Origin of the sequence: Halobacterium salinarum DSM 3754 (genome assembly GCF_008124605.1) — an archaeon.
In the GTDB taxonomy this organism is placed as follows: domain Archaea; phylum Halobacteriota; class Halobacteria; order Halobacteriales; family Halobacteriaceae; genus Halobacterium; species Halobacterium salinarum.
On record NZ_VRYN01000001.1, the window covers coordinates 832,056 to 855,104 of the forward strand.

Here is a 23,049-nt window from a genome sequence, read left to right on the forward strand (position 1 = left end):
ATGCCACAGCGACCACACACCGACACCGACGAAGACCCCGTGGAGTCGGCCGCAGTGCTCGGCACCGACCTCGAACTCGGGTACGGCGACACCACCGTCGTCGACTGCGCGGACATCGTCGTGCCCGCCGGCGAAGTCACGGCGCTCGTGGGCCCCAACGGCTCCGGCAAATCCACGCTGCTGAAGGGGTTCTCCGCGGAGCTGGCCCCGGACGCCGGCACCGTTCTGCTCGACGGGACCGCAGTCCACGACCGCTCGCCGAAACAACTCGCCAGCGAACTCGGCCTGCTCGCACAGGAGAACGACGCGCCCGGCGGGCTCACCGTCGGCGACCTCGTCACCCACGGCCGCTACCCCCATCGGGGGTTCCTCGACGCCCTCAACGACGCCGACCACGCGGCCATCGACCGCGCCATCGACCTCGCCGGCGTCGAGCACCTCCGGGACACCGCGCTCTCGGAGCTCTCCGGCGGCCAGAAACAGCTCGCGTTCGTCGCCATGGCGCTGGCACAAGACACCGACGTACTGTTGTTAGACGAACCGACGACGTATCTGGACCTGCACCACCAACTCCGCGTGATGGAGGTCGTCCGCACCCTCAACGAGGACCGCGATGTGACCGTCTGTGTGGTGCTCCACGACCTCCAGCAGGCCGCGCGGTTCGCGGACTACCTCGTCGCCCTCGATGACGGCACCGTCTACGACTGGGGGCCGCCCGAGGACGTGGTCACGGAGGACCTGCTCGCGGACGTGTTCGGCGTCGACGCCGCCGTCAGCTACGACGACGAACCCCGCATCGTGCCGCGCCGGGCGCTCGACTGACACTCCAGTTCGTCGACGCGGCCCCGGCGTTCTCGGAGTCCGTCGTGCAAGTCAGCCGGAGACGGCGGGCTGGTGTCTGCGGCTGTCACGCCGGCGAGCGCGGTGAGGGGCGCGGTCAGCGCGGTGGCGGCGCCGAGCACCAGCCCCCACATCGGAACGTTCGCATCCCCGAGGGCTAACGCGTCCCGGCCGTAGTTTCGCTGTGTGTCGCGACCAACCGCAACCCCTACTTACCGCGCCCGGAACTGCTACCCATGGAACTCGGAGTCGTCGGCCTCGGCCGCATGGGGCGCATCGTCGTCGACCGCTGTCTCGACGCCGGCCACGACGTGGTCGCGTTCGACATCGACGCGGCTGCGCGCGAGGACGCGGCTGACGCGGGCGCGACGCCCGCCGACACGCTGGACGCACTCGCCGCGGAGCTCGGTGCCGAAAAGCGCATCTGGCTGATGGTGCCGGCGGGCGACCCCGTTGACGCCGCCCTCGATGAACTCGCGCCACGCCTCGATTCCGACGACGTCGTCGTGGACGGCGGGAACAGCCACTTCGAGGACTCGACGCGCCGCGCCGAGGAACACGACTTCGCGTACCTCGACTGTGGCACCTCGGGCGGCCCCGCCGGCGCGGAACTCGGGTTCTCCCTGATGGTCGGCGGCCCCGAGTGGGCGTACGACGACCTCGTGCCCGTCTTCGACGCCGTCGCCACCGGCCCGGACGGCCACGACCGCATGGGGCCGGCAGGCGCCGGCCACTACGTCAAAATGGTGCACAACGGCGTCGAGTACGCGCTCATGCAGACCTACGGCGAGGGGTTCGAGTTGCTCCACGAGGGGCGCTACGATCTCGACCTGGAGGCCGTCGCGCGAACCTGGAACAACGGCGCCGTGATTCGGTCGTGGCTGCTGGAGCTCTGCGAGGAAGCGTTCCGCGAGGAAGGCAGCGATCTCGGCACCGTCGCCGACCACGTGGCCGGCGGCTCCACGGGCACCTGGACCGTCCAGGAAGCCCTCGAACAGGAGGTCCCGGTGCCCCTCGTCTCCCAGGCGCTCTCCGAGCGGTTCGGCTCCCGCAGTACCGGCGGCGACACCGGCCGGTTCGCGCGCCGCCTGGCCAACCGGCTGCGCTACGGGTTCGGCCGCCACGAGGTCGCCCGCACCGGCGACGACGCCTAGTACGTCGACGCGTACTCGATCTCCGTGGCGACCTGTTCCGCCAGCCCCGCCGAGCACTCGCGCTCGACGACGTGCAACGCGAGGTCGATGCCCGCAGTCACGCCCGCCGCCGTGAGCACCGTGCCGTCGTCGACGTACCGCTCATCGCGCACGTCCACGTCGTACTCCGCGAGGTCATCGGCCGCGCTGGCGTGCGTGGCCGCTGGCCGCCCGTCGAGCAACCCCGCGTCCGCCAGCAGCATCGCGCCCGTGCAGACCGAGGCGATGGTCGCGCCGCCGCCGTGAAGGGTGTCGAGTCGCTCGGGCAGGGTTTCGTTTTCGACCTCCGACCACACGCCCGGCCGATCACGGTCGGTCCACCCGCCACCCGGCACCACGACGAGATCCGGCACCCCGAACAACACGTCGTCGGGCGCCACCGTGAGGCCGTGGCGCGCGGTCACGCCTTCGTCGGGCACGAGCGTGCGCATCGACACGTCGAGGTCGCCGCCCAGTTCCGCGGCCGTGCGGAACACCTCGTACGGGCCGATGGCGTCCAGTTCGTCGAACCCCTCGAACAGCAGGACTGCAACGTCCATACCCGCCTGTCGACCCACACCCTCAAAATTCGCCCGGAGAACCGTGGTCGCGCAATCACAATACTGTTAAACTGCGCTTCCATACCGCTACGCATGGTTACCACACTGGGTGTCACGCTCGGCCTGGGGGTGACACTGTTGTTCGTCGTCCTGCATCTCGCGAAGGGCTCATCCAAGCCGCCCGCGGAGGACATCGCACAGGACGTCCTCGAGCACCGTGCGTCCACAGTGCCGGAGACGGACTTCCCTGAGCCGTACAACCGCTCCATCGGGGGTGGCGGGGGCGCGGGCGCTGTCGCTGGCGGTGCCGAGTCGGAACTCGAAGACGGCGAGGAGGAGGACGACGGCTTCGATCCGGACGCGATCGCCGACGACGACGTCGAGTACTACGAGATCGAGTACGTCAAGGAAGGCGAGACCATCGAGGTCGCGAACAACGAGAGCATCCTCGATGCCGGCGTCGACGAGGGCTGGGACCTCCCGTACGCCTGCCAGCAGGGCCAGTGTGTCTCCTGCAGTGGCCGCGTCGCTGACGGCGAGGACGCCGCCGAGTATATCCGCCACTCGAACAACGAGTCGCTGGGTGACGCCGAGATCGAAGAGGGATACATGTTGACCTGTACCGCGCACCCGACGGCGTCGTTCTCCATCGAAACCGACGAGACGCCCTGACGCACGCGGCACCCGTTTTTCCCCCGCCGCGTCGCGCCCGGGTCGACTCACAACGGTTATACCGACCACCCTGCTATGTGCACGTGTGGGCGCGTAGCTCAGCGGACAGAGCACTTGGTTCCGGACCAAGATGTCAGGGGTTCAAATCCCTTCGCGCCCGTGTTCTGCGTTCCATCGCGGCTCCTCCACCAGCTTCGGTGGTCCGCGCCCGGTGGTGTGTCACTCCCTGCTGGAGCGGTTGCTGTCCACCGCGTGCCCCGTCCGGAGACACCGCTCGGCGATGCCCACAACCACGAGCACCACGAGGAAAAACGGCCACGCCTCGTAGTACAGGCTGGTGAGCGATTCGGATGGGGGTGCTGTGATGCCGTTCCAGAGACACGCCCCGGTCAACACGCCCGTTGCAAGCAGCGGACAGACCGCGCCGTGGTCGGCGTACATGTGCGTGGGGATAGCGCCCAGCAGCCACGGCCCGACCAACACCAGCGCCCAGATCCCCAACACACCGAGACCACCGGACTGGTCCGCAGCGGCGGTGGCGATGATCGGCTGGCTGTGCAGGGTCATGACAGCGAGGTTCAGCACTCCGCCCGCGACCGCGATCAGTAACAGTCATAATCTATCACGTGGTTCACCATTTTCCACCCATAGGTGTTTCTGTTTACCACGGCTGGGACACTCACACCAGCCGGTGTGCACGCCCCGGCCCCGGATCACGCGCCTGCACCGCGCCCACAGTGGGGTCCGCATCCGCCGCCCTCACTCCGCGGGCGGTGTCCCGCCGTCCGCAGCGGTCTCCCGGGTGGGCGTCCGGCTCCCGGGCGCGTGCTCGTGGTCGGTGCCGTCCTCGTCGTGCAACGCCTCAATGGGCACCACTTGCATGCCGTGGCTGGTGGTCGACACCGTGGCTTCGATGTCGAACACCGTTCGCAGCGTCTCTTTCGTGACGACGTCGGCCGGCTGCCCACGGGCGTGGATCGTGCCGTCCTTGAGCGCGATCACGTGGTCGGCGTAGCGCGCGGCCTGATTGATGTCGTGTAGGACGACCACGACCGTCGTGTCGTGGTCGTCGCGTAGCGCCTGGATGATGTCCATCACTTCGAGTTGGTGGTGTGGGTCCAGGAACGTCGTCGGCTCGTCCAGCAACAACACGTCGGTGTCCTGGGCGAGCGCCATCGCGATCCAGACGAGTTGCTTCTGGCCGCCGCTCAGGCTCCCCACGTCGCGCCCGCTGAGGTGGTCGACGCCGGCCACGCGGAGCGCGTCCGTGACGGCGGCGCGGTCCGCGTCGGTCAGCGAGTCGAAAAACCCCTGGTGGGGGTAGCGGCCGCGCTCGACGAGTTCGCGCACCGAGATCCCGCCCGGCGTGACGTTCTCCTGGGAGAGCAAGCCGAGTCGCCGCGCGAGCTCCTTGGAGCCCAGTTCGTCGATGGTGTGGCCGTCCAACAGCACTGTGCCGTCGGCCGGGCTGTGTTTGTTCGCCAGCGCGTTCAACAGCGTGCTTTTGCCGCTGCCGTTCGGCCCGATGAGCGCGGTCACGTCGCCGACCGGCACGGTCACGGACTCGCCGTCGATGACGGGGTCGTCACCGCCCGGATATCGCACCACGAGGTCCGTGCCGCTGAGTCCGCGATCGGGCGTGTCGGTTCCAGTCGCGTCGTTCGCGGGTTGTCGTGTCATGAGTCAGATGTCACCGAGGTTCTCCGTTCGCCGCATCAGGTACAGGAAGTACGGGCCGCCGACCAGGCCCGTGATGATGCCGACGGGCAACTGCACCGGGTCCAACGCGAGGCGCGCGCCGACGTCCGCGCCAACCAGCAGCGCCGGGCCAAGCACCACGCAGCCGGCAAGCAGGTCGCGGGTGTCGTTCCCGACGATGTTGCGCACCATGTGGGGGACGATCAGGCCGACGAAGCCGATGAGGCCCGCGACGGCGATCGCGGCCGCCGTCGAGAGGATGGCGATCCCGGCGACGCCGAACCGCACTTTCTCAACGGGCATGCCCAGCGACTCCGCGGTCTCCTCGCCGAGCAACAGCACGTCGAGTTCGTTGGTCACGAGGAACGCAAGCGCCAGCGAAAGCACCGTGAACGGCAACGCGATGCGGACCTGCGCCCAGTCGGTCCCCAGCAGTGATCCCGACAGCCACGTTTGGGCGGACATCACGACCCCGAGGTTGTCGATGAAGAAGAACAGCGCGCGCTGCACGGAGCCGAAGACGGTGCTGACGACGACGCCGGCGAGCACCAGCCGGACGGGGTTGGTGCCGTTCTTCCACGCGATCGCGTACACGATCAGGAACGCCACTGCGCCGCCCAGCGCCGCCAGCAGCGGCATCACCGGGAGCAGCCCCGAGAACAGCGTGAGCGTGAGCAACACGACCATGCCCGCGCCGTTGCTGACGCCGAGGATGTAGGGGCTGGCGAGCTCGTTGCGGGTGACGATCTGGAAGATCGCGCCGGACACCGCGAGGTTCGCGCCCACCAGCGTGCCGACGAGAATGCGGGGGAGTCGGATGTTCCACACGACGACCTGCCGGCGGGACAGCCACTCGGGGAGCTGGCCGCCCAGCAGGAACGTCCGCCAGACGCCCGCGCTGGACCAGATTTCGGGGTCGAAGACAGTGTGCCACGCGTCCGCGATCGGGATCGGGTACGCGCCGAAGCTCACCTGCAGCAGCGTCGCGGCAAGCACCACGAGGAGGCTGCCAGCGGCGAGCGTGGCGAGCCGCCGCGTGGCCGACGCGTCCGTGTTGGCTGTCATCGCTGCCTACAGCCCGACGCCGTTGATGGCGTCCGCGACGCGCTGTCTGTCGAAGAGGCGCTCGGACGCGGGGATCTCCGTCGGTGAGCCCGGCCACGAGCCGAAGGCGTCGGGGTAGACCATCTTCGCGAGGGCCTCCGTGGAGAACAGGTCGACGATCGGTCCCATGAACTGGCCGCCGGTGCGCACGAGGTTCCCGTTCTCGACGGCGGTGAGCTGCTGCCCGTTGGGGTTGGCTTCGAAGGGCTCGACGACGGTGTCGACGAACTCCGCGTGGGTCTGGGAGGTGAGCCCGCCGACCGCGCCGATGTAATCCGGGTCGACGTCCAGCAGCTCCTCGTAGCCGATGGGGCCATCGGGGACGGCGCCGGCGAACGCGTCCTGCATCCCGAGGCGGCGGTAGGTGAGCGTGTTGTTCTGGTCGGGATCGAGGGGCGCGATCCGGAACTGCCCGGCGTCGGGACGGACGCCGCGCCAGATGGCCGCCACCGTGGGGCGGTCCGACTCCGGGGGGAGGCCGTCGCTGATGGTGTCCATGAGGTCGGCTTTGATGGACTGCCAGGCCTCGAAGCGGGCCCGGCGTTGGAAGATCTCGGCGGCCTTCTCGAAGGCCTCGTAGAGGTCATAGAAGGGGCCGTCACCGACGGCCGAGGAGGACGCAAACCGGATGCTGGAGCCCATGAACGGACCCGCACTGGACTCGATCGCTGCGATGTCGTCGTCGGTCCAGTTCGCGTAGAACTTCAGCATCCGCGGGTCGATGAGGTGGACGTCACAGTCCGCGGCGTAGAAGTTCTCCTTGTCGTAGCCGGATTCGGAGTCGCTCGCGAGCTGTTCGATCTCGGCTTTGTGGAACGCGACGTCCGGCAGCGCGTCGTAGAACTTCAGCGGGGCGCGGCCGAGGCTGGCGGTGGCCGACGGCTGGATGCCCAGCGCCATCCCGATGTCCATCCAGACGCTGGGGATCGCGGCGTAGGTTTCGGGCACCGACTCGAAGGTGTGTGGGGGGTTCGGTTCGACTGTCACCGTGTACGAATCGGACCCCGCGTCCGTCTGGGTGGTCGAACCGTCGTCGGTCGGCGATTGGCTGGACGTACAGCCGGCGAGACTAGCTGCAATGAGGCTCGCGCCCCCGGCGAGGATCTGCCGTCTTCGCGCCATATGTTTAGGCCAACCTAAACAGCCTTAGTGATTCCTCCTGCACAGTCCATCACGCCGCGAACACTGTTCACACCGTGTTGCGGCCACGGTCAGTCATCGGCACGCGCGGCCTGCGACAGCGGGACCGCTCCCGCCTGCATGGACTCGATCGTGGCGTGGGCCCACGCAACCACGTCCGGGTGTGTCGACCGCAGAACGTCGAACCCAGCGTCCTGGTGGCGGTTCACAGTCAGAAACACCGTCTCCCCGTCGATGAGATCAACACTGCACGGGACACGCTCCCCGATCCGGTAGTACGTGGTTCGGTCGGTGCCCGCCTCGATGGCCTCCCAGCGCTCGCGCAGTGCCGCGTCCTCGGTCATGGTGGCCGCCACCTCGGCATCCGCGATCACCGTCACCGACGGCGCTGTGCCCTTCCGGACGGCCTCCCCGAAGGTGTACATCGGCAGCGAAATGAACGTCCCGAGCAGCGACCGACACGAGTCCGCCGCCCCCACCGCCCCCGCAACGACGCGCGCGGCGGCCAGCGGGTCGGCCTGCTCGGTGCCCACGTGCTCGCTGCCGGCGAGACACTGCAGGTCGAAGCCGAACCAGTCGACGGGCAGCCTGTTGATCACCGACGGCAGCGCTTGCCCGACCGCAACGGTCCCCAGCAGCCGGTCGAAGTCCCGGTACACCAGCGCGCCGAACTGCGTCAGTGTGTACGCGTTCGACGACGGGTCGTGTTCGATCAGGCTGCGCTCGGTGAGATCGTTGAGCACCCGACTCAGCGTCACCCGTGTCGCGTCGGTGTGGGCTTCGAGGTCACTCCGCGTCTGCGCGGTGCCGTCCAGCAACGCGAGGACGCCGAGTCGGTGCTCGGAGCGTGCCAGAAACGCCACCGTCTCCAGCGTTTCACCGGCTATCCCGCAGTCGTCGTGTGGTGCTGTGCACGCGTCCGTGGTGTCGTTCATAGGTCACGGCCCGCCCTAGTTTAGGGCCGCCTAAACACCTTTGTACTTCCCACACGGCGGTGTCAGCGGCGCGTGGCACTGTCCGACTTCCCACTCGGGCCCCCGCGTGGCCGACTGTCCGACGCAGTCCGGCCGGAACGCCAACCCTTATCGTGTGCCGGTCCGCTACCTCCCAGGTGACACATCCGTCCGTCTCCCGCGCCGCGCACACTCGGGGTGACCGCAACGCACAGCATGCCCAGCCAGACCCATCGTGACACCGGATGCACGTCGCCGTAGACACAGTCGGCCGCGACGTCGGCCGCATCCTCCAGGCCGTGTCGCTGCTGTCGGCCGCCTCGGTCGCCGTTGTCGCGGTCAACGGCGAGTTCTTCGCGATCCCGGCGTTCGTCGTCTCCGCAGCCGTCATGGGCGGCATCGGGACCGGGCTGGCGCGGCTCTGTCGGGGCGCCCGACCGCCGAAAAAACCCGACGCCATGGTGACCGCGGCCACCGCGTGGGCCGTCGTCGGGGTCCTGGGCGCGCTACCGTTCGTCCTGGTGGCGTGGACGATGCGCCTCCAACTGCTGCCCGGGCTGACACCGCCCCTGAACGCGACAACGCGGGTGTTCTTGCACCCGCTGAACGCCGTCTTCGAGACGATCAGCGGGTTCACTGGAACCGGCCTGACCATGGCCACCACCGAGGGCGACCTCCCGCGGGCACTCCACTGGTGGCGGTCGCTCACCGAGTGGGTTGGCGGCGTCGGCGTCATCGTGCTCACCGTCGCCATCCTGCGCCGGGGCGACGGAAGCAGCGGCTCGTACACGCTCTACGAGAGCGAGGCGCGCTCGGAGAAGATCCACCCCAGCATCATCACCACGGTCCAGGAGATCTGGCGGCTCTTCGTCGGCCTCACGCTGGGCGCGATCGCGCTGCTGCTCCTGGCCGGCATGCCACCCTGGGACGCCATCAACCACGGCATGACCGGGATCGCAACCGGCGGCTTCGCGGTGCGCGCCGGCTCCATCGGCGCGTACAACTCCCCCGCAATCGAGTACGCCACCGTCCCCATCATGATCGCGGGCAGCATCGCGTTCCCCGTCCACTACCTGCTGTTCACGGGCGACCTCAGAAACGTGTACGCGGACCTCCAGACGCGGTGGGTCGTGGCCTGGTTCGCCGTGGGGGCGGCCGTGCTGTCGGCGCTCCTGTTCTACACCGGCCAGTACGACTCGCTTGCGGCGTCGTTCCGTATCGGCCTCTTCCAGTTCGTGTCCGCCACCTCGAACACCGGGTTCGGAACCACGACGATCGGCCACGGCACCGAACGCGTCTGGCAGACCGGCCCCACGCTGTTCGCGTGCCTCGGGATGCTCACCGGCGCTGCCGCCGGCTCGACCGTCAGCGGCATCAAGCTCATCCGCGTGATCACCCTCATCAAGGGGACGGCCTGGCAGATCCGGGACGTGTTCCGCCCGGCGTCCGCGATCCGGTCACTCCGAATCGGCGACCGGAAGCTCAGCGAGCACCAAGCCCAACGCGAGTACGCCGAGGCAACGCTCGTGTTCGTGCTGTGGCTGGCGTTCCTCGCCATCGGGGTTGCCGTGTTACTGGCCGCGCTCTCACCACAGCACCCGCTTGAATACGTACTCTTCGACGTGATGAGCGCGCAGAGCAACGTCGGACTCGATGCCGGCATCACCAGCCCGGGCATGCCCGCCCTCGCGAAGGGCATGCTCATCATCAACATGTGGGTCGGCCGCCTGGAGATCATCCCCATCGCGGTGCTCATCAGTGCCGTGCTCCGACACGGCGACTTCTACCGGTGAGGCGTTCGCACACGCACTCCGCCGGCCCCGGGTGTGCGGTTGGCGGCCGCTCCGAGCGCGCTCTGGCGTTCTTTCATCGTGTTGCTAAGCTTTATGAACGAACCGTGCACACACAATTCATGAGAATGGTCGGGGGTTTGTTATACACGCGCCGCCAGCCCGCCGGCTTCGGCTCCGGGATGCTTGCGGCCGCCGGTGCCTTGGATCGGTGTGGACTGCACGCACTCCCCCTGCGTCACCGCGTCGCCGAGTCGCTGCGACCGCCCCACAGGTGTGCCGCCACACCCAACTGGGGGTGGACGGTGTAACCGTGCCAGCGGCCAGTTGCCTCGAGATGATCGTTCCGCTGTCCGACGGCCACACCGGCCTGGCGCTGAACGACAACATCTACAACCGACGCGTCGTCATGCGCACGCCGACCCGGGTCGCGCCGACGCCGACGGATCCGTCCACGTTCCTCTTTCCCGTCGAGGAAGCCGCGCGCGTCCACACCGACCGGCTCACTACCGCCAAGCCGAGCATGGTGTTCATCCGCGATGACGCCACGGGCGACCCCCTCGACGCCCTCACTGAACCCCAGTCGGTCACCGTCTCACACGACGACCCACGCCTCCTGGAGTTCCAAACGCCGGTCCGGACGTACGTCCGAGTGCCCGGCGGGACGACTACCACGGTGACGATGACACTCGACGACGTCACGGTCAGCTTCCCGGACGCACACGACCTCCAGATCGGCGTCCGGAGCCAGCACTCCCACCCGATCGGCGAGATCACAACCACCACCGACCCGGTGGACGTGATGGCGGCAGTCGAACAGTTCGGCGCGGCCCTCCAGACGCCGTCGCCAGAGCGGTCGTGGCCGACGCTTCGGGGCCACCCGCCCCGACTGACCGTCGGCCAGCCCGACTCGACCGCCCACAGCCTGTCCCGCCCGGACGTGGACGTGACTGTCGGCGTGCCGCCGGAGATCGGTGCCGTGTACGCGGTCACGCCGCTCGCGTTCTATCTGGGGGCCCGCGTCGAACCGTCGTCGACGCCGTCCGTGACCGCCGGCGGGCACCAGATCGCGACGTTCCCGCGGGACACGCTCGGCCGGGCCGCCGGGGCCCTCCTCAAGCACGTGTTCACGCTGGACTGCGTGGTTCGGTCCGTCGGGCTCTACGACCTGGACACGCCCGCCCGAGACACGCTCACGGCCGCCTTCGACTGGACGCGGGACGACCTGCAGCGGCTCTATGACATGCCCCTGGCCGCTCGCCTGCAAGCGTACACCGAGTACCCCCAGGAGACGGTGCTCGCGGCGGCACCCCGGTGGCGCCATACGGTCATGGTCGCTGACGACCCTCGCCCCATCGAGCATCTGTCCTTCCTCGCGAACGACCTGGCGGTCGTCCGCACGCTTCCCGACGCCACGCCGGACTCAGCGCCCGCGCTCTCGGCGGCCGTCGACGAGTTCATGCGCTCCACGACCGACACCGCATCGGACACCCGCGGCCACGGTGTGGTCCCCGACGAGTTCGTCGCGGTGCCCGAGACGGACACCATGGAGACGTCGTACATCGGCCCGGGGGTTCCAGTCGGCGACACGAAGCTGATCGCCGACGCCTACGACGCCCGGTTCAGCCACTCTTCGACCGACTCCGTCTCGGTCAACGTGGTGTGCAACGAGGACGACATGTGGGACGAATACAGCGAGTTCTCGCTGTACGGGAACCGCGACGGCCTCGAATTCGACGTTTCGGTTACGCGCAACGCTACCCGGGCGGAGCTCGCCGACGTGCTCACGTCAATGGGTGACACCGATTTCTTTCACTACATCGGTCACGTCCGGGACGGCACCCAGTTCGTGTGCACGGACGGCGCGCTCTCGTTCGATCAGATCGCCGCCACGACGACGCCGCCACGCGTGTTCCTGTTGAACGGGTGTTCGTCGTACGAACTCGGCCGTGCGTTCATCGACGCGGGGTCCCAGGCGGGGATCATCACAGTGCGCCCGATCGGCAACGACGCGGCGATGCTCATCGGCCAGAACATCGCCCGGTTCGTCAACCAGGGGTTTTCGCCCCGGTCCGCGCTCGCGATCGTCCAGCGGTACGGGCGTGCCGACGATAAGTACATGGTTCTCGGTGATGGGGGCTATCAGGTTGCACAGAGCAAGAGCGGCATCCCAGTGGTTGCTCACTTGACTACGGCCTCCTCAGACAGCTCTCAGCGGTATCGGTTCTCCGTTGAAATGTTCCCCTCAGAGCACGACAGCCTTGGGGGTATCTACAGCCCGAACTTCGATGCACTCTCTCAACAGCTCTACGCCGGCTGTACTCCTACCGTTACAGCGGCTGCACAGGAAGTGCAGTCGTTTCTCGATCTAGATAGTCAGATGCCGGTTGTACTGGATGGGTCCCTCCATTGGGCCCCTCCACTCGAGGTCTCTCCGTGCTCTACGGACCCTTAACCACAACTCCGTTCGCGGTGTGCTCGGGCGTGTTCGCTCGCTTCTTTCGTGCCGTGCGGGGGGTGTCTCGTGGCATTGCAATCGTTAGTATCCGGTCCACGTAGTTGAAATTTTCTATATTAGACTACTCAAAACTTACTTTCATTTTGCGTGCAATTATACCTGGCCAACTGATCCACTACAGCCACAGCCCCCAGTCGCGTTTCGACAAACGGGTCTCCGCCGCTTGTGCTGTGACTCACCATCGAACACGCACGCTGAAGCAGAAGTCTGAAGTACAGCCACCGGCTCAACCAGTATGCGGGCTCGTAGATCAGCGGTAGATCGCTTCCTTCGCAAGGAAGAGGCCCTGGGTTCAAATCCCAGCGAGTCCATCCTTCTCCCATCCCATCGCCCACCAGCGCCGCCATTGTTCGGCACTGGGTCGCACACGCCGCCCGCAGTCCACAGCCGAGTGGCCCAGGGGCTACGACGTGGTGAACGTGAAGTGATCGCGGTGGCCGTTGGTGTCGACGACGATCCGGGTCTCCGTGTTCGGTGCCAGATCAACAGTCACCTCCACGCGCAGCAGCGTGCCCGGCCGCCAGGTGTCAGCGTTCGCGCTCACGACCGTCGTACTCGCGGGTGTTTGATACTCCCCATCGACGAGCACAGTGATGTCTCTGGGGTCGCTCAGGGGCGTGCTGTCCCCCGTGTTCTTCACGAGGATCGTGAGCGTATCCGTGGTGTCGTTGTAGACGCTGTTCGGCGCACCCGGATCGCTGACGACGCTGAACGCGGTGTTGGCGTGTGCGGCGTCGGTGTCGGCGGCGTCGTTGACGCTGTCGCCGATGATGGTGGCACTGTCCGTGAGCGCACCGGCGAGCGCGGCCGAGAACAGGATCGCGGCGATAAACAACACGAGGTGGGCCGAGGAGACGGAGGCCATCAGTCGCTCACCCCTGTTGCCGCGGGTCGTGCCATCGTTGTTGTTCTGCAACCCGATCGGCTTGAATGTTCGTTCGCGCGCGACATCGCACGCCCAGCGTCACGCTAATGCATACTGTTTGACAAGCTTTACATTCCACCGTTGACACGCTTGCGGTAATGACTGGCATGGGAGGGGAATGCAGACCACGGGAGGCAGACGCTGTGATCGTGACCGAACCGGATGTCACTGCAGTCGACGCGGACCCACGCACGGCTTCGACGGCCGTCGGTGTGACCTACGCCTTCGACGCCGAGACCTGGATTCGCCGGTGGGGCGCGAACAAGGACCGCGTCGCCGCAGTGACCGCCGGCAGTGGGGACGTGCGCACCGCGACCGCGCGCTCCTCGCCCGCAGCGCACACGGACGCCGCCCCGATTCAGCTTCCGGCCACGCCGCCGAACGGCTGCGACATGGCCACGGTTGGCGTCATCGTCCACGCGTATCTGGGTGCGTGGGAAACACACGACCCCACGGTGTATCTCGACGGACTCGAACGCAGCGTGGCTGTGACCGACCCTGAAGCGGTGTTCCGATTCCTCCACGCGCTCGTGGCCCGGGCGCGAGCCGTCGACGGCCGGCTCGTCGCCTCCATCGCGGCGCACGATCTGCCCGCGGACACGGTCAAGACGCTCCTCCCACTGTTCGACGAACGCGTGTGACTACTCGCCAGGACGGGTGTCCGTGCGCTCGTGCTGGTAGCTCCCGTCGTAGGTGTTTTCGTGGTCTCCGGTCGCCAACACGAGCTGGGCGACGCGTGCGCCACGCGCGATCGTGATCTCGTGGTGCACCTCGAACAGGCCTTCGCCGCGGCCGGTGTACCCGGCGTCCCACACGGCCGAATGCAGCATACAGGAGTTCCGCATCAGCGACGACCGTGGATAGACGAACCCAACGTGGTTCTCGGGGATGGTGATGGTCTCCGCGTACTGGAGGATGTACGTCCCGGGTTGGATCGTGACCGTGGTGTCGGTGCTGTCCTCGTCGGCGGTCGGCGTGACCGGGCTGCGGTCGCCGATGGTTTTGCCGTCGGTGTCGATGCGCCCGGGCTCGGTCTGTTCGAGGACGGCATCGACTGTGAGGTCGACCCCGTTCGGCTGGATCTGATCGTCGGCAACCGGCTCGACGTGGTCGGCGACGAACGCCCCCCGTTCGTACATGCCTGCCGTTCGGTGGGGCCGCCTGGAATCGGTTTCGATTCCACTCTTCGCCTGTTCATTTCAATTTATAACTATATAAATCACAGTTTCTAGCGAAAAATATTAAGTAAGTGTACACTGTTCTGGCGAGTGGGATGGCAGACAATACCAACGTCACGAGGCGTAGTTTCCTGACCGCGACCGGTGCGGCCGCCGGGTCAGTCGCACTGGTCGGCGTCAGCGCCGGGGAGTCCGACGACCCCTGGAACTCCGACCGCAGCGAGTACATCGTCGGCGTGTCCAACGTCGAAGACGACCCACAGCAGCACGTCGAGCAGTATCTGCAGGGCCAAGAGCAAGTCGGCAGCGTGCAGGAACGGCTCAACACCGCCGTTGTGGGCCTGCCAGCCGACGCCCCCGAGTCAGTGCGCAAGCAGTTCGTCGACCGACTCGAATCGCGTGACACAATCAAGTACGTCGAGCAGAACGTCGAACTGCAGGCACAACTCGTGCCCAACGACCCACGCTTCGGCGATCAGTACGCCGACCAGCAGGTCAATGCCCCCGAGGCGTGGGACACCACGACCGGCGATGCAGGCGTCACGATCGGCGTCGTCGACCAGGGTGTAAAATACGACCATCCGGACCTCGACGGCAACATCGACCGCTCGGTGTCCAACGGTGGCCGTGACTTCGTCGACGACGACGGCGACCCGTATCCGGACTCGCTGAACGAGGAGATCCACGGCACGCACGTCGCCGGCATCGCCGCTGCCGAAGTCAACAACGGCAACGGCGTCACCGGGATCGGGAATTCGAGCGTGATCGCCGGCCGTGCTCTCTCCGAGCGTGGCTCCGGATCCACGGCGGACATCGCCGACGCAATCACGTGGGCGGCCAACGAGGGCGCTGACGTCATCAACCTCTCGCTCGGTGGCGGCGGATACACGAACACGATGCAAAACGCCGTCACGTACGCGGCCAACCAGGGCGCACTCGTCGTCGCCGCGGCCGGCAACGACGGGAGCGGCTCGGTCTCGTACCCCGCCGCGTACGGCGGTGTGCTCGCCGTGAGCGCGCTCGACCCCGACGAGTCGCTGGCGTCGTACTCCAACTACGGGCCGAAGATCGACCTGGCCGCCCCCGGGACGAACGTGTTGTCCACGTGGACGGCAGACGACTACGAATCGATCTCCGGCACGTCGATGGCCACACCCGTTGTCGCCGGTGTTGCGGGGCTCACGCTCGCACAGTGGGAGCTTTCGAACGCCGAACTCCGCAATCACCTGAAGGCAACCGCCGTCGACATCGGGCTGTCCGACCGCCAGCAGGGCGCTGGTCGCGTCGACGCCGCCAACGCCGTCAACACCGATCCCGGCTCCGGTGGTGGCGGCGGTGGCGACTCGACGTCGTCGAGCGTCTCCGGCTCGCTGCGCGGCCGTGGGGACAGCAACTGCTGGTCGTTCTCCTACGAGTACAGCAACCCGAGCCAGGTCGTCATCGAACTCGATGGCCCGGGGGACGCGGACTTCGACCTGTACGCGAACACGAGCACCAACGCCTGTCCGACCACGTCGAGCTACGAGTTCCGGTCGTGGACGACCGGCTCCCAGGAGTCGATCACCATCGACAACCCGGACACGTCCGTGGATCTGAACGTGCTCGCGTACGCTTACAGCGGCCGCGGTGACCTCACCGTGACCGTCACCGAGTACAAGTAATCGACCGGACGCGATTCTGACTGTCCTCGGCGGGGGGCGTTCCCCCGGTGCTGCGTTCTTTTGTGGGTTGTGCACATGATCCAATTAAGGACGCTCCGTGTGTATTAGGACGGACGCTAACGCCTGAAACACACGGGATTTATAATCGTAGACGGACCATTTTAGGTCGCTATGGGACAGACGCTTACCGAAAAAATTCTCGATGACCACCTCGTCGAGGGCGACCTCCAGCCCGGCGAGGAGATCGGCATCGAGATCGATCAGACGCTCTCCCAAGACACCACTGGGACGATGGTCTGGCTGCAGTTCGAGGCACTCGAAATGGACGAAGTCCAGACCGAGCTCGCCGCGCAGTACTGCGACCATCAGACCTACCAGTTCGACTTCAAGAACACCGACGACCACCGCTTCCTGCGGTCGGCCGCCGGCACCTACGGCGCGTATTTCTCCCGGCCCGGCAACGGCATCTGCCACAACGTTCACAAGGAGAACTTCGCCGCGCCCGGCAAGACCCTGCTCGGGTCCGACAGCCACACGCCGACCCCCGGCGGTCTCGGCCAGCTCGCCATCGGCGCGGGCGGCATCGACATCGCCGTCGCGATGGGCGGCGGCGCGTACTACGTCGAGATGCCCGAGGTCGTCAACGTTCGGCTCGAAGGCGAGCTCCCCGAGTGGGCCACCGCCAAAGACGTCATCCTCGAGCTCCTGCGCCGCCTCTCCGTGAAGGGTGGCGTCGGCAAGGTGCTCGAGTACACCGGGCCTGGCGTGGAGTCGCTGTCCGTCCCGGAGCGAACCACCATCACGAACATGGGCACCGAGCTCGGTGCGACGTCCTCGATCTTCCCGACGGACGACCGCACCGAAGACTGGCTCGCCCGGTTCGACCGCGAAGACGAGTTCGTCGACCTCCAGGCCGACGCCGACGCCGAGTACGCCGACGAGATCGTCGTCGACCTCTCGGATCTCGAACCGCTCATCGCAGAGCCGTCGATGCCCGACAACGTCGTCCCGGTCCGCGAGGTCGCGGGCCAGGAGGTCGAACAGGTCATGGTCGGCTCCTGCACGAACGGCGCCTACGAGGACGTCCTGCCGGCCGCCAAGATGCTGGAGGGCCGCGAGGTCTCCAAGCACACCGAGATGATCGTCGCGCCGGGCTCCAAGCAGGCCTCCGAGATGCTCGCCCGCGAGGGCTGGACGGCCGAGATGATGGCCGCCGGCGTGAACTTCAGCGAGGCGACGTGCGGTGCCTGTATCGGCATCGGTCACGTGCCGGCCTCCGATTCGGTGAGCCTCCGGACGTTCAACCGCAACTTCGAGGGCCGGTCGGGCATCGAGGACGACTCCGTGTACCTCTGCTCGCCGGAGGTCGCGACCGCGTCGGCGATCGCCGGCGAGATCGTCGATCCGCGCGACCTCTCCGATGACCTCGGTGACCTCGAGGCCCCCGGCTTCGAGATGGGGACCTCGTACTCCGGCGGCTACGGGGCGGGCGACACCGACATCATCACGCCCGAGGAGTCCATCGACGACGACCTCATCAAGGGCCCGAACATCTCCAGTGTACCGGTCAAAGACCCGCTGGGTGCGGACGTACGTGGTGAGACCCTGCTGAAGATGCAGGACAACATCACGACCGACCACATCATTCCGGCGACCTCCGACATCCTGAAGTTCCGCTCGAACATCGAGCGGCTCTCGGAGTTCACCCTCTCGCGCATCGACGACACGTTCGCCGAGCGCGCGAAGGCAGCCGACAGCGGCGTGCTCGTTGCCGGGGAGAACTACGGGCAGGGGTCCTCCCGCGAGCACGCGGCGATGTGCCCGATGTTCCTCGGCGTGGAGTCCGTCCTCGCCCAGAGCTTCGCCCGCATCCACAAGGCGAACCTCTTCAACTTCGGGATCCTGCCGCTGAACATCGACGAGGAGACGTACGCCCGCATCGAGCAGGGCGACGACGTCGAGGTCGTCGACGACGTTGCGGCCGCCGTCGCGGACGGCCAGGAGGAGTTCACGGTCCGCGTGAACGACGACTGGGAGGCGACCGCGACCCTCGACGCCTCGGAGCGCGAGCGCCGCACGCTCGCCGCCGGTGGCAAGCTGTCGCTGACGAAGCAGCGCCACAGCGAGGGCTCGGGCGCCGCGCCCGCCGACGACTGACTGCCGGTAGTCGGTCCACAACGCGTTTTTCGACCACGTGTGTCGGCCGTAGGTGATAAGCCCAACCGTGACGTATGCCGCGGTGTGACGGCGGTTCAACGCGGTGATCCGGACGTGTGGGTTCGGCAGGCGACGCGCGCGGACCTGCTCGCCATCGTTCGTATCGAGCAGTCCGTGTTCTCGCATCCGTGGCCGTACGCGGCCTTCGAGCGGCAGCTGGACACGGCCGGGTTCCTGGTGGCGGCCGAGCAGTCCGGGCTGGACAGCGTCGCGGGCTACGTCGTCGGGGACACCATTCCGGGCCACGGGCGGCCGCTCGGCCACATCAAGGACATCGCCGTGCGCTCCACGCGCCAGGGCGACGGCATCGGGCGGCTGTTGTTGTCGCGGGGGGTGGCGGCGCTGGCGGGGCAGGGCGCACACACCGTCAAACTCGAAGTGCGGGAGAGCAACGAGGTGGCTCGACACCTCTACGAGGAGTTCGGCTTCGAGTACATCCGGCGGCTTCCGGAGTATTACGCCGACGGGGAGGACGCCGGGGTCATGGCCGTGCGCCTGGCGGACCGTGACGGGTTTTAGCGGTGAGCCCGACGGGTGTGGTATGGGATACCTGTGTCCGGTCTGCGGCGTCGAGACGGCCGACGGCGAGCACCTCGCGAACCACCTGGCGTTCACCGCCCTGACGCGGGGCGGCGACCACGAGGCGTGGCTCGACGAGCACGCCCCCGAGTGGGCGGACAGCGGCCCCGCGGAGCTGGCCGACACTGTGGTCGGCCACGCCACCGAAACCGACGCCGAGCCGGTGTCCGAGGCGCACACGCACGACACGCCCGCCGGAGCGCGCGCTTCGGTCGACGCCAGCGCTGCCGACAGCGATGACGTGCTGGCGGAGGCGCGCGAACTCACGGCCGCGATGTACGCGTCGTCAGCCGACGACAACGGCGACTCCGAAAACGAATAAGTGCCGGCCGCCGGGAACGTAGGTATGACCGAGACGCGCGGCGTGTTCGCACCGGAGACAGTTGCCGACGCGAAAGCACGGTTCGAGGCGGTCGGACCCGCCGCCCAGGCAGTCACGAAAGCGACGGCCCGCGAGATGGAGTTCTCGAAAGCCGAGTACGACGACCGCGTCACCAGCAGCGTCGTCGAAACCGCTCGGGAGGCGGTGTTCGCGTCGCTGCTCGTGGTCGCGGTCGGCTCCTACGAGGAGTTCGCGGCGGCCCGCACCGAGCATCCCGACGCCGAGGTCGTCCAGCACGGCAGCCAGGACGTGGCCAACGCGGTCTGGCATTACGTGCCGTTCGCGGACGCGATCGTCGCGGCGACCTTCGAGGCGGAGGCGGACGCGGCGGTGGCGACGCTGCGGCGGATCGCGTTCGGCGAGTACTACCGGGAGGCCGTGGAGTAAACCGTACACTCGGGCAGCCGAACCGCCGGCGCCCGGCAGCCCCCCTCACACGGGTGGTCGATGTGTTCGCGGAGCGCGGCCGCGGCGTCCGCCGACAGCGCGCCGCCCAGCTCATCGGCGGTGTCGGCGGGGAGGTCCAACTCGTCGGCGCTGAAGTGGTGTGCGAGACACCGCTTCCAGGCGAGCGTTCGGGCGATCCGCTCGCCGCGGTCTGTCAGTGTCGCGCCCTGGTAGCGCTCGTAGTCGACGAGGTCGCGCGCCGCGAGGTCACGGAACCGCTCGGTGACCGTGCTGGGAGAGACGTCGAGTTCGGCCGCGACGGCCCCGGTCTCCGCGCGGCAGTCCTCGACCGTCCCGACGACGAAGATGGCTGTGAGATAGCGATTGTCGGCCCGCGACACTGTCGCTGCTGGCATATATTCGTCTTCTCAGACTGACGTAAAAATCTGTGCCTGACGTGCGTGGGGCTTAGTAACTGGGTCGTGATGGTCGCCGTATGAGCCACGACTGGCCACTCGTCGAATCCCGCACCGAGTACGAGACGACCTGGTACGACGGCGGGTACGACCGCGTCGAACAGCCCGACGGCACCGAGAAACAGTATTACTGGGCTGACCTGCCCCCGGCAGTTGTCGTCGTCGCCGTCGACGACAACGACGTGCTCTTCGTCGACCAGTACCGTCCCACCATCCGCAAGCAGTGCATGGAGCTGGTCGCGGGCATCGTCGAGGAGGACACCGCCGACGCCACGCCGACCGACGCCGTTGCACCGCACCCAACCCGCGAGTCCTACGTTGCGGCGGGCCGCCGGGAACTCCGCGAGGAAACCGGCTTCGAGGCGGACACCGTCACGCTCCTGGAGGAGTTCTGGACGGCCACCGGCGTGCTCCGTCACAAGCGCGGCATCGTCTTCGCCGAGGACCTGACGGCGACCGACCGCGACCTCGACGACAACGAGTTCCTCTCCGTCGAGCGCGTCCCGGTCGCGGAGGCCCTGACGGTCGCGCGCACGCCACCCGCCAACGACGCCACCATCGAGGGGCTGTTGCTGGCCGACGCCGACGGCCACCTGTAACCGCTCTCCTCGCCGACCGATTCACACTCCAAAGCGCGGCCCGGGGCGTGGCTGTGGATTCTGAAGGGAAACCGCGAAAAACACGCCGGGCCTACACCACACTGTATGACAGAGCTGACCGTCACCGACATGTCCTGTGCGCACTGCGAGCAAACCGTCACGGACGCGCTCACCGACCTGGACGGCGTCACGGACGCGACAGCCGACGCCGACGCCGACACCGTCAGCTACGAGGGGACCGCCGACACCGACGCCGTCGTCGCGGCCATCGACGACGCGGGGTACACAGTAGCGCCGTAACCCGGTCGCCACGACCGGAAGCCATACGTCCGCGGACCGCCGATCCCGAGGGGATGGACGGTGAACTCTCCGCGGACGACCTCGCGGCAGTGCTGGACGACGACGCGCTCCGGATCGTCGACATCCGGACCCCGCCGGCGTTCGCCCGCGGGCACATCCCGGGCAGCGAGAACATCCCCTTCCAAGAACTCCCCCAACGGGTCGACCAGCTGGCGGGCGCCGACCGCGTCGTGACAGTCTGCCCGCACGGCAAATCCAGCAAGCAGGCCGCCCGCTTGATCGCCTCCTACGAGGGCGTCAGCGCGGACACCCAGGTCGAGAGCCTGGCGTGTGGGATCGACGGCTGGCCGGGCGACCTCGAACAGTCCTCCGACACCGCCGCCGACGAAGGCCCCGAGACGGACGCCCCGTTCTGACGGCGGCCCGGTCCAGCCGCTGTGGCGTCGGTAACTGAACGAAGAAGCGAGCGTCGACGTGGGGTTAGGCGACGTTAAAGCCCTTGTTTCGGAGGAAATCCTCCACGCGACCCGAGTGGTTGCCCTGCAACTCGATTTCGCCGTCCTCGACGGTCCCCCCGCACGCGAACTTCGATTTGAGGTCCGAGGACAGGCTGTCGAGGTCGACATCCTTCGGGTCGAATCCTTCGATAACGGTAACTTCTTTCCCGTAGCGGCGCTCGTCGATGCGGATTTCGATTTGCTGGGACTCTTTGGCGACGTCTTCACAGACGCAGAGTTCCTCGGGCAACCCGCACGTCGAGCAGACTTCCGACATTACACGAACGGGTACGAAATCCGTATATTAAACACTATCGGCGACGAGACGGCACGCGGCTGTATTCGCCGCCGTCGACCGCCCACGGTGATCGGTGGGCGGGGGCCACGCGGTCCCGGAGGACTCAAGACGCCAGCCACCCCAGTCGACGTATGGTCTGGATCATCGACAACCTCGTCACGATGGTCGAACATTTCACGACGGCTGCCACCACCGACCCCCTCTCGGCGATCGGCATCCTCTTCGGCGCGCTGTTCGTGACCGCCGCCGCGGGCGCGTTCGGCGCGCTCGCCGTCGGGGGGCTGATTTCGCCGCTCGTTCCCGACTCCGCGACCACCCAGCAGCGCCGCTAACGTCGCCGCTCACGCGCCGTCGAACGTCCAGTCGCGGAGCGCCTGCCGCACGAAATCACCGTCGACCGCCCGGAACAGCTGCTCGCTGCCGTCGTGGTCGCCGAACTCGAACTCCCGCACGACGACCACCGGCGTTCCGTCGTCGCCCTCGCCGGACACGAGGTTCGCGGTCGCCGCCAGCTCGTCCACGACTGCTTCCACCGTCACCGCCAGCTCGTGGCCGTCGCGGTCGGTTTCTCCGCGCCAATCCCGGGCCGCAGGCAGCCCCGCCCAGCCCAGCGCCACGCCGCGCTGTCCGTGCCTGAACGGCCGCCCCGACGTATCAGTCACCACCACACCCACGTCGGCCGCGAGCCCCGCCTGAATCCGCGCGGCGCTCTCCGCCGGCCGTTTGGGCAACAACAGCAACTCCGCACCCCCGGTGTTCGAGCGGTCGATGCCGGCGTTCACGCCGACGTGTCCACACGTCGTTTCCGTGAGCAGGAACGGCGCGTCCATGATGACCTCGGTCGCCTCCTCGATGACGGCCTGCGCGAACCGCGGGTCCTTCTGCTCGCCGGTCACGTCGGCCAGCCGCGCGGCGATCTCCTCGGCCCGCGGTCCCGGCGTGAACTCCGCGAGCGCGGCCGTGCGGCCTTCGGCTTTCGACACGACCGTGCTCGCCACGCACACCACGTCCCCGTCGGTCAGGTCGGCGCGCTCGGCCACCAACGCCGCGAGATCGTCGCCGGCGTCGATCTCCGGCAGTCCATCCACCGCGAACGCATGCAT

At 67.5% G+C, this 23,049-nt stretch carries 27 protein-coding genes and 2 tRNA genes; 17 read left to right on the plus strand and 12 right to left on the minus strand.

Going from position 1 to position 23,049, the window contains the following annotated elements; all coding sequences use genetic code 11:
- Both APQ99_RS04365 and APQ99_RS04370 read left to right on the plus strand, forming a co-directional pair.
- Positions 1–822 carry an ABC transporter ATP-binding protein gene (locus APQ99_RS04365; protein WP_010903907.1) on the plus strand — a complete coding sequence of 274 codons (822 nt, stop codon included), beginning with the start codon at positions 1–3 and terminating at the stop codon, positions 820–822.
- Between the two features lie 254 nt (positions 823–1,076).
- Positions 1,077–1,994, plus strand: coding sequence for a decarboxylating 6-phosphogluconate dehydrogenase (locus APQ99_RS04370; protein ID WP_136360965.1), 918 nt, complete (start codon positions 1,077–1,079; stop codon positions 1,992–1,994).
- Here the strand turns inward: APQ99_RS04370 and APQ99_RS04375 are convergent.
- Positions 1,991–2,572 carry a DJ-1/PfpI family protein gene (locus APQ99_RS04375; RefSeq protein ID WP_010903909.1) on the minus strand — a complete coding sequence of 194 codons (582 nt, stop codon included), beginning with the start codon at positions 2,570–2,572 and terminating at the stop codon, positions 1,991–1,993. The genes APQ99_RS04370 and APQ99_RS04375 overlap by 4 nt on opposite strands.
- 93 nt (positions 2,573–2,665) lie before the next feature.
- Here APQ99_RS04375 and APQ99_RS04380 point away from each other — a divergent pair, with 93 nt between their 5' ends.
- Both APQ99_RS04380 and APQ99_RS04385 read left to right on the plus strand, forming a co-directional pair.
- Positions 2,666–3,244, plus strand: coding sequence for a 2Fe-2S iron-sulfur cluster-binding protein (locus APQ99_RS04380; RefSeq protein ID WP_136360966.1), 579 nt, complete (start codon positions 2,666–2,668; stop codon positions 3,242–3,244).
- 87 nt (positions 3,245–3,331) lie between these two features.
- Positions 3,332–3,404: transfer RNA gene (locus tag APQ99_RS04385), tRNA-Arg, on the plus strand.
- Positions 3,405–3,463: 59 nt separating this feature from the next.
- Here the strand turns inward: APQ99_RS04385 and APQ99_RS04390 are convergent.
- From APQ99_RS04390 to APQ99_RS04410, 5 genes are all read right to left on the minus strand, one after another.
- On the minus strand, positions 3,464–3,811 hold the full coding sequence (locus APQ99_RS04390; protein WP_244288999.1) for a hypothetical protein: 348 nt from the start codon (positions 3,809–3,811) through the stop codon (positions 3,464–3,466).
- A 192-nt stretch (positions 3,812–4,003) separates the two neighbouring features.
- Positions 4,004–4,924 (minus strand): ABC transporter ATP-binding protein, encoded by a 921-nt coding sequence (locus tag APQ99_RS04395; protein WP_010903912.1) that lies wholly within the window; start codon positions 4,922–4,924, stop codon positions 4,004–4,006.
- Between the two features lie 3 nt (positions 4,925–4,927).
- On the minus strand, positions 4,928–6,007 hold the full coding sequence (locus tag APQ99_RS04400; protein ID WP_136360968.1) for a FecCD family ABC transporter permease: 1,080 nt from the start codon (positions 6,005–6,007) through the stop codon (positions 4,928–4,930).
- Positions 6,008–6,013: 6 nt separating this feature from the next.
- Positions 6,014–7,168 (minus strand): ABC transporter substrate-binding protein, encoded by a 1,155-nt coding sequence (locus tag APQ99_RS04405; protein WP_136360969.1) that lies wholly within the window; start codon positions 7,166–7,168, stop codon positions 6,014–6,016.
- An 89-nt stretch (positions 7,169–7,257) separates the two neighbouring features.
- Positions 7,258–8,121, minus strand: coding sequence for a helix-turn-helix transcriptional regulator (locus tag APQ99_RS04410; RefSeq protein ID WP_244289000.1), 864 nt, complete (start codon positions 8,119–8,121; stop codon positions 7,258–7,260).
- A 263-nt stretch (positions 8,122–8,384) separates the two neighbouring features.
- Here APQ99_RS04410 and APQ99_RS04415 point away from each other — a divergent pair, with 263 nt between their 5' ends.
- The gene (locus APQ99_RS04415) at positions 8,385–9,932 is read left to right on the plus strand and encodes a TrkH family potassium uptake protein (protein WP_136360970.1); all 1,548 of its coding nucleotides are present in this window, start codon (positions 8,385–8,387) and stop codon (positions 9,930–9,932) included.
- Positions 9,933–10,072: 140 nt separating this feature from the next.
- On the opposite strand, the gene APQ99_RS12930 is transcribed toward APQ99_RS04415, so the two are convergent.
- Positions 10,073–10,201, minus strand: coding sequence for a hypothetical protein (locus tag APQ99_RS12930; RefSeq protein WP_268827834.1), 129 nt, complete (start codon positions 10,199–10,201; stop codon positions 10,073–10,075).
- Positions 10,202–10,266: 65 nt separating this feature from the next.
- On the opposite strand from APQ99_RS12930, the gene APQ99_RS04420 reads away from it, so the two are divergent.
- Positions 10,267–12,384 (plus strand): caspase family protein, encoded by a 2,118-nt coding sequence (locus APQ99_RS04420; RefSeq protein WP_136360972.1) that lies wholly within the window; start codon positions 10,267–10,269, stop codon positions 12,382–12,384.
- A gap of 302 nt (positions 12,385–12,686) precedes the next feature.
- Positions 12,687–12,758, plus strand: a tRNA-Ala gene (locus APQ99_RS04425).
- Between the two features lie 92 nt (positions 12,759–12,850).
- On the opposite strand, the gene APQ99_RS04430 is transcribed toward APQ99_RS04425, so the two are convergent.
- Positions 12,851–13,312, minus strand: coding sequence for a flagellin (locus tag APQ99_RS04430; protein ID WP_136360973.1), 462 nt, complete (start codon positions 13,310–13,312; stop codon positions 12,851–12,853).
- Between the two features lie 158 nt (positions 13,313–13,470).
- Here APQ99_RS04430 and APQ99_RS04435 point away from each other — a divergent pair, with 158 nt between their 5' ends.
- Positions 13,471–14,013, plus strand: coding sequence for a DUF7504 family protein (locus tag APQ99_RS04435; protein WP_010903919.1), 543 nt, complete (start codon positions 13,471–13,473; stop codon positions 14,011–14,013).
- Here the strand turns inward: APQ99_RS04435 and APQ99_RS04440 are convergent, their stop codons facing one another.
- Positions 14,014–14,511 carry a deoxyuridine 5'-triphosphate nucleotidohydrolase gene (locus APQ99_RS04440; protein ID WP_010903920.1) on the minus strand — a complete coding sequence of 166 codons (498 nt, stop codon included), beginning with the start codon at positions 14,509–14,511 and terminating at the stop codon, positions 14,014–14,016.
- 134 nt (positions 14,512–14,645) lie between these two features.
- Between APQ99_RS04440 and APQ99_RS04445 the strand changes: the two genes are divergently transcribed.
- The 5 genes from APQ99_RS04445 (at position 14,646) to APQ99_RS04465 (ending at position 19,776) form a co-directional block, all read left to right on the plus strand.
- Entirely contained in the window at positions 14,646–16,211 is a 1,566-nt protein-coding gene (locus APQ99_RS04445) for a S8 family peptidase (RefSeq protein WP_136360974.1), read from the plus strand.
- Positions 16,212–16,382: 171 nt separating this feature from the next.
- On the plus strand, positions 16,383–18,368 hold the full coding sequence (locus tag APQ99_RS04450) for an aconitate hydratase (RefSeq protein ID WP_010903922.1): 1,986 nt from the start codon (positions 16,383–16,385) through the stop codon (positions 18,366–18,368).
- An 84-nt stretch (positions 18,369–18,452) separates the two neighbouring features.
- Positions 18,453–18,947: a ribosomal protein S18-alanine N-acetyltransferase gene (rimI, locus tag APQ99_RS04455; RefSeq protein ID WP_012289526.1), complete on the plus strand. Its 495-nt coding sequence runs from the start codon at positions 18,453–18,455 to the stop codon at positions 18,945–18,947.
- 22 nt (positions 18,948–18,969) lie between these two features.
- The gene (locus tag APQ99_RS04460; RefSeq protein ID WP_136360975.1) at positions 18,970–19,329 is read left to right on the plus strand and encodes a DUF5810 domain-containing protein; all 360 of its coding nucleotides are present in this window, start codon (positions 18,970–18,972) and stop codon (positions 19,327–19,329) included.
- Between the two features lie 24 nt (positions 19,330–19,353).
- Positions 19,354–19,776: a DUF5809 family protein gene (locus tag APQ99_RS04465; RefSeq protein ID WP_010903925.1), complete on the plus strand. Its 423-nt coding sequence runs from the start codon at positions 19,354–19,356 to the stop codon at positions 19,774–19,776.
- Here the strand turns inward: APQ99_RS04465 and APQ99_RS04470 are convergent.
- A complete protein-coding gene (locus APQ99_RS04470) occupies positions 19,755–20,192 on the minus strand; it encodes a metal-dependent transcriptional regulator (protein ID WP_136360976.1) in 438 nt (145 codons plus the stop codon). The two genes, APQ99_RS04465 and APQ99_RS04470, sit on opposite strands and share 22 nt — an antisense overlap.
- Positions 20,193–20,272: 80 nt before the next feature.
- Between APQ99_RS04470 and APQ99_RS04475 the strand changes: the two genes are divergently transcribed.
- From APQ99_RS04475 to APQ99_RS04485, 3 genes are all read left to right on the plus strand, one after another.
- A complete protein-coding gene (locus tag APQ99_RS04475) occupies positions 20,273–20,851 on the plus strand; it encodes an NUDIX hydrolase (protein ID WP_136360977.1) in 579 nt (192 codons plus the stop codon).
- 105 nt (positions 20,852–20,956) lie between these two features.
- Entirely contained in the window at positions 20,957–21,151 is a 195-nt protein-coding gene (locus tag APQ99_RS04480; protein WP_136360978.1) for a heavy-metal-associated domain-containing protein, read from the plus strand.
- 53 nt (positions 21,152–21,204) lie between these two features.
- Positions 21,205–21,567, plus strand: a complete 363-nt coding sequence (locus APQ99_RS04485; protein WP_136360979.1) for a rhodanese-like domain-containing protein — start codon at positions 21,205–21,207, stop codon at positions 21,565–21,567.
- Positions 21,568–21,631: 64 nt separating this feature from the next.
- Here the strand turns inward: APQ99_RS04485 and yciH are convergent, their stop codons facing one another.
- Positions 21,632–21,925 (minus strand): stress response translation initiation inhibitor YciH, encoded by a 294-nt coding sequence (gene yciH, locus APQ99_RS04490; protein ID WP_010903930.1) that lies wholly within the window; start codon positions 21,923–21,925, stop codon positions 21,632–21,634.
- 152 nt (positions 21,926–22,077) lie between these two features.
- Between yciH and APQ99_RS04495 the strand changes: the two genes are divergently transcribed.
- A complete protein-coding gene (locus tag APQ99_RS04495) occupies positions 22,078–22,278 on the plus strand; it encodes a hypothetical protein (protein ID WP_136360980.1) in 201 nt (66 codons plus the stop codon).
- A 9-nt stretch (positions 22,279–22,287) separates the two neighbouring features.
- Here APQ99_RS04495 and APQ99_RS04500 read toward each other — a convergent pair whose 3' ends face one another.
- Complete coding sequence (locus APQ99_RS04500; RefSeq protein ID WP_136360981.1) at positions 22,288–23,049, minus strand: coenzyme F420-0:L-glutamate ligase; 762 nt, start codon at positions 23,047–23,049, stop codon at positions 22,288–22,290.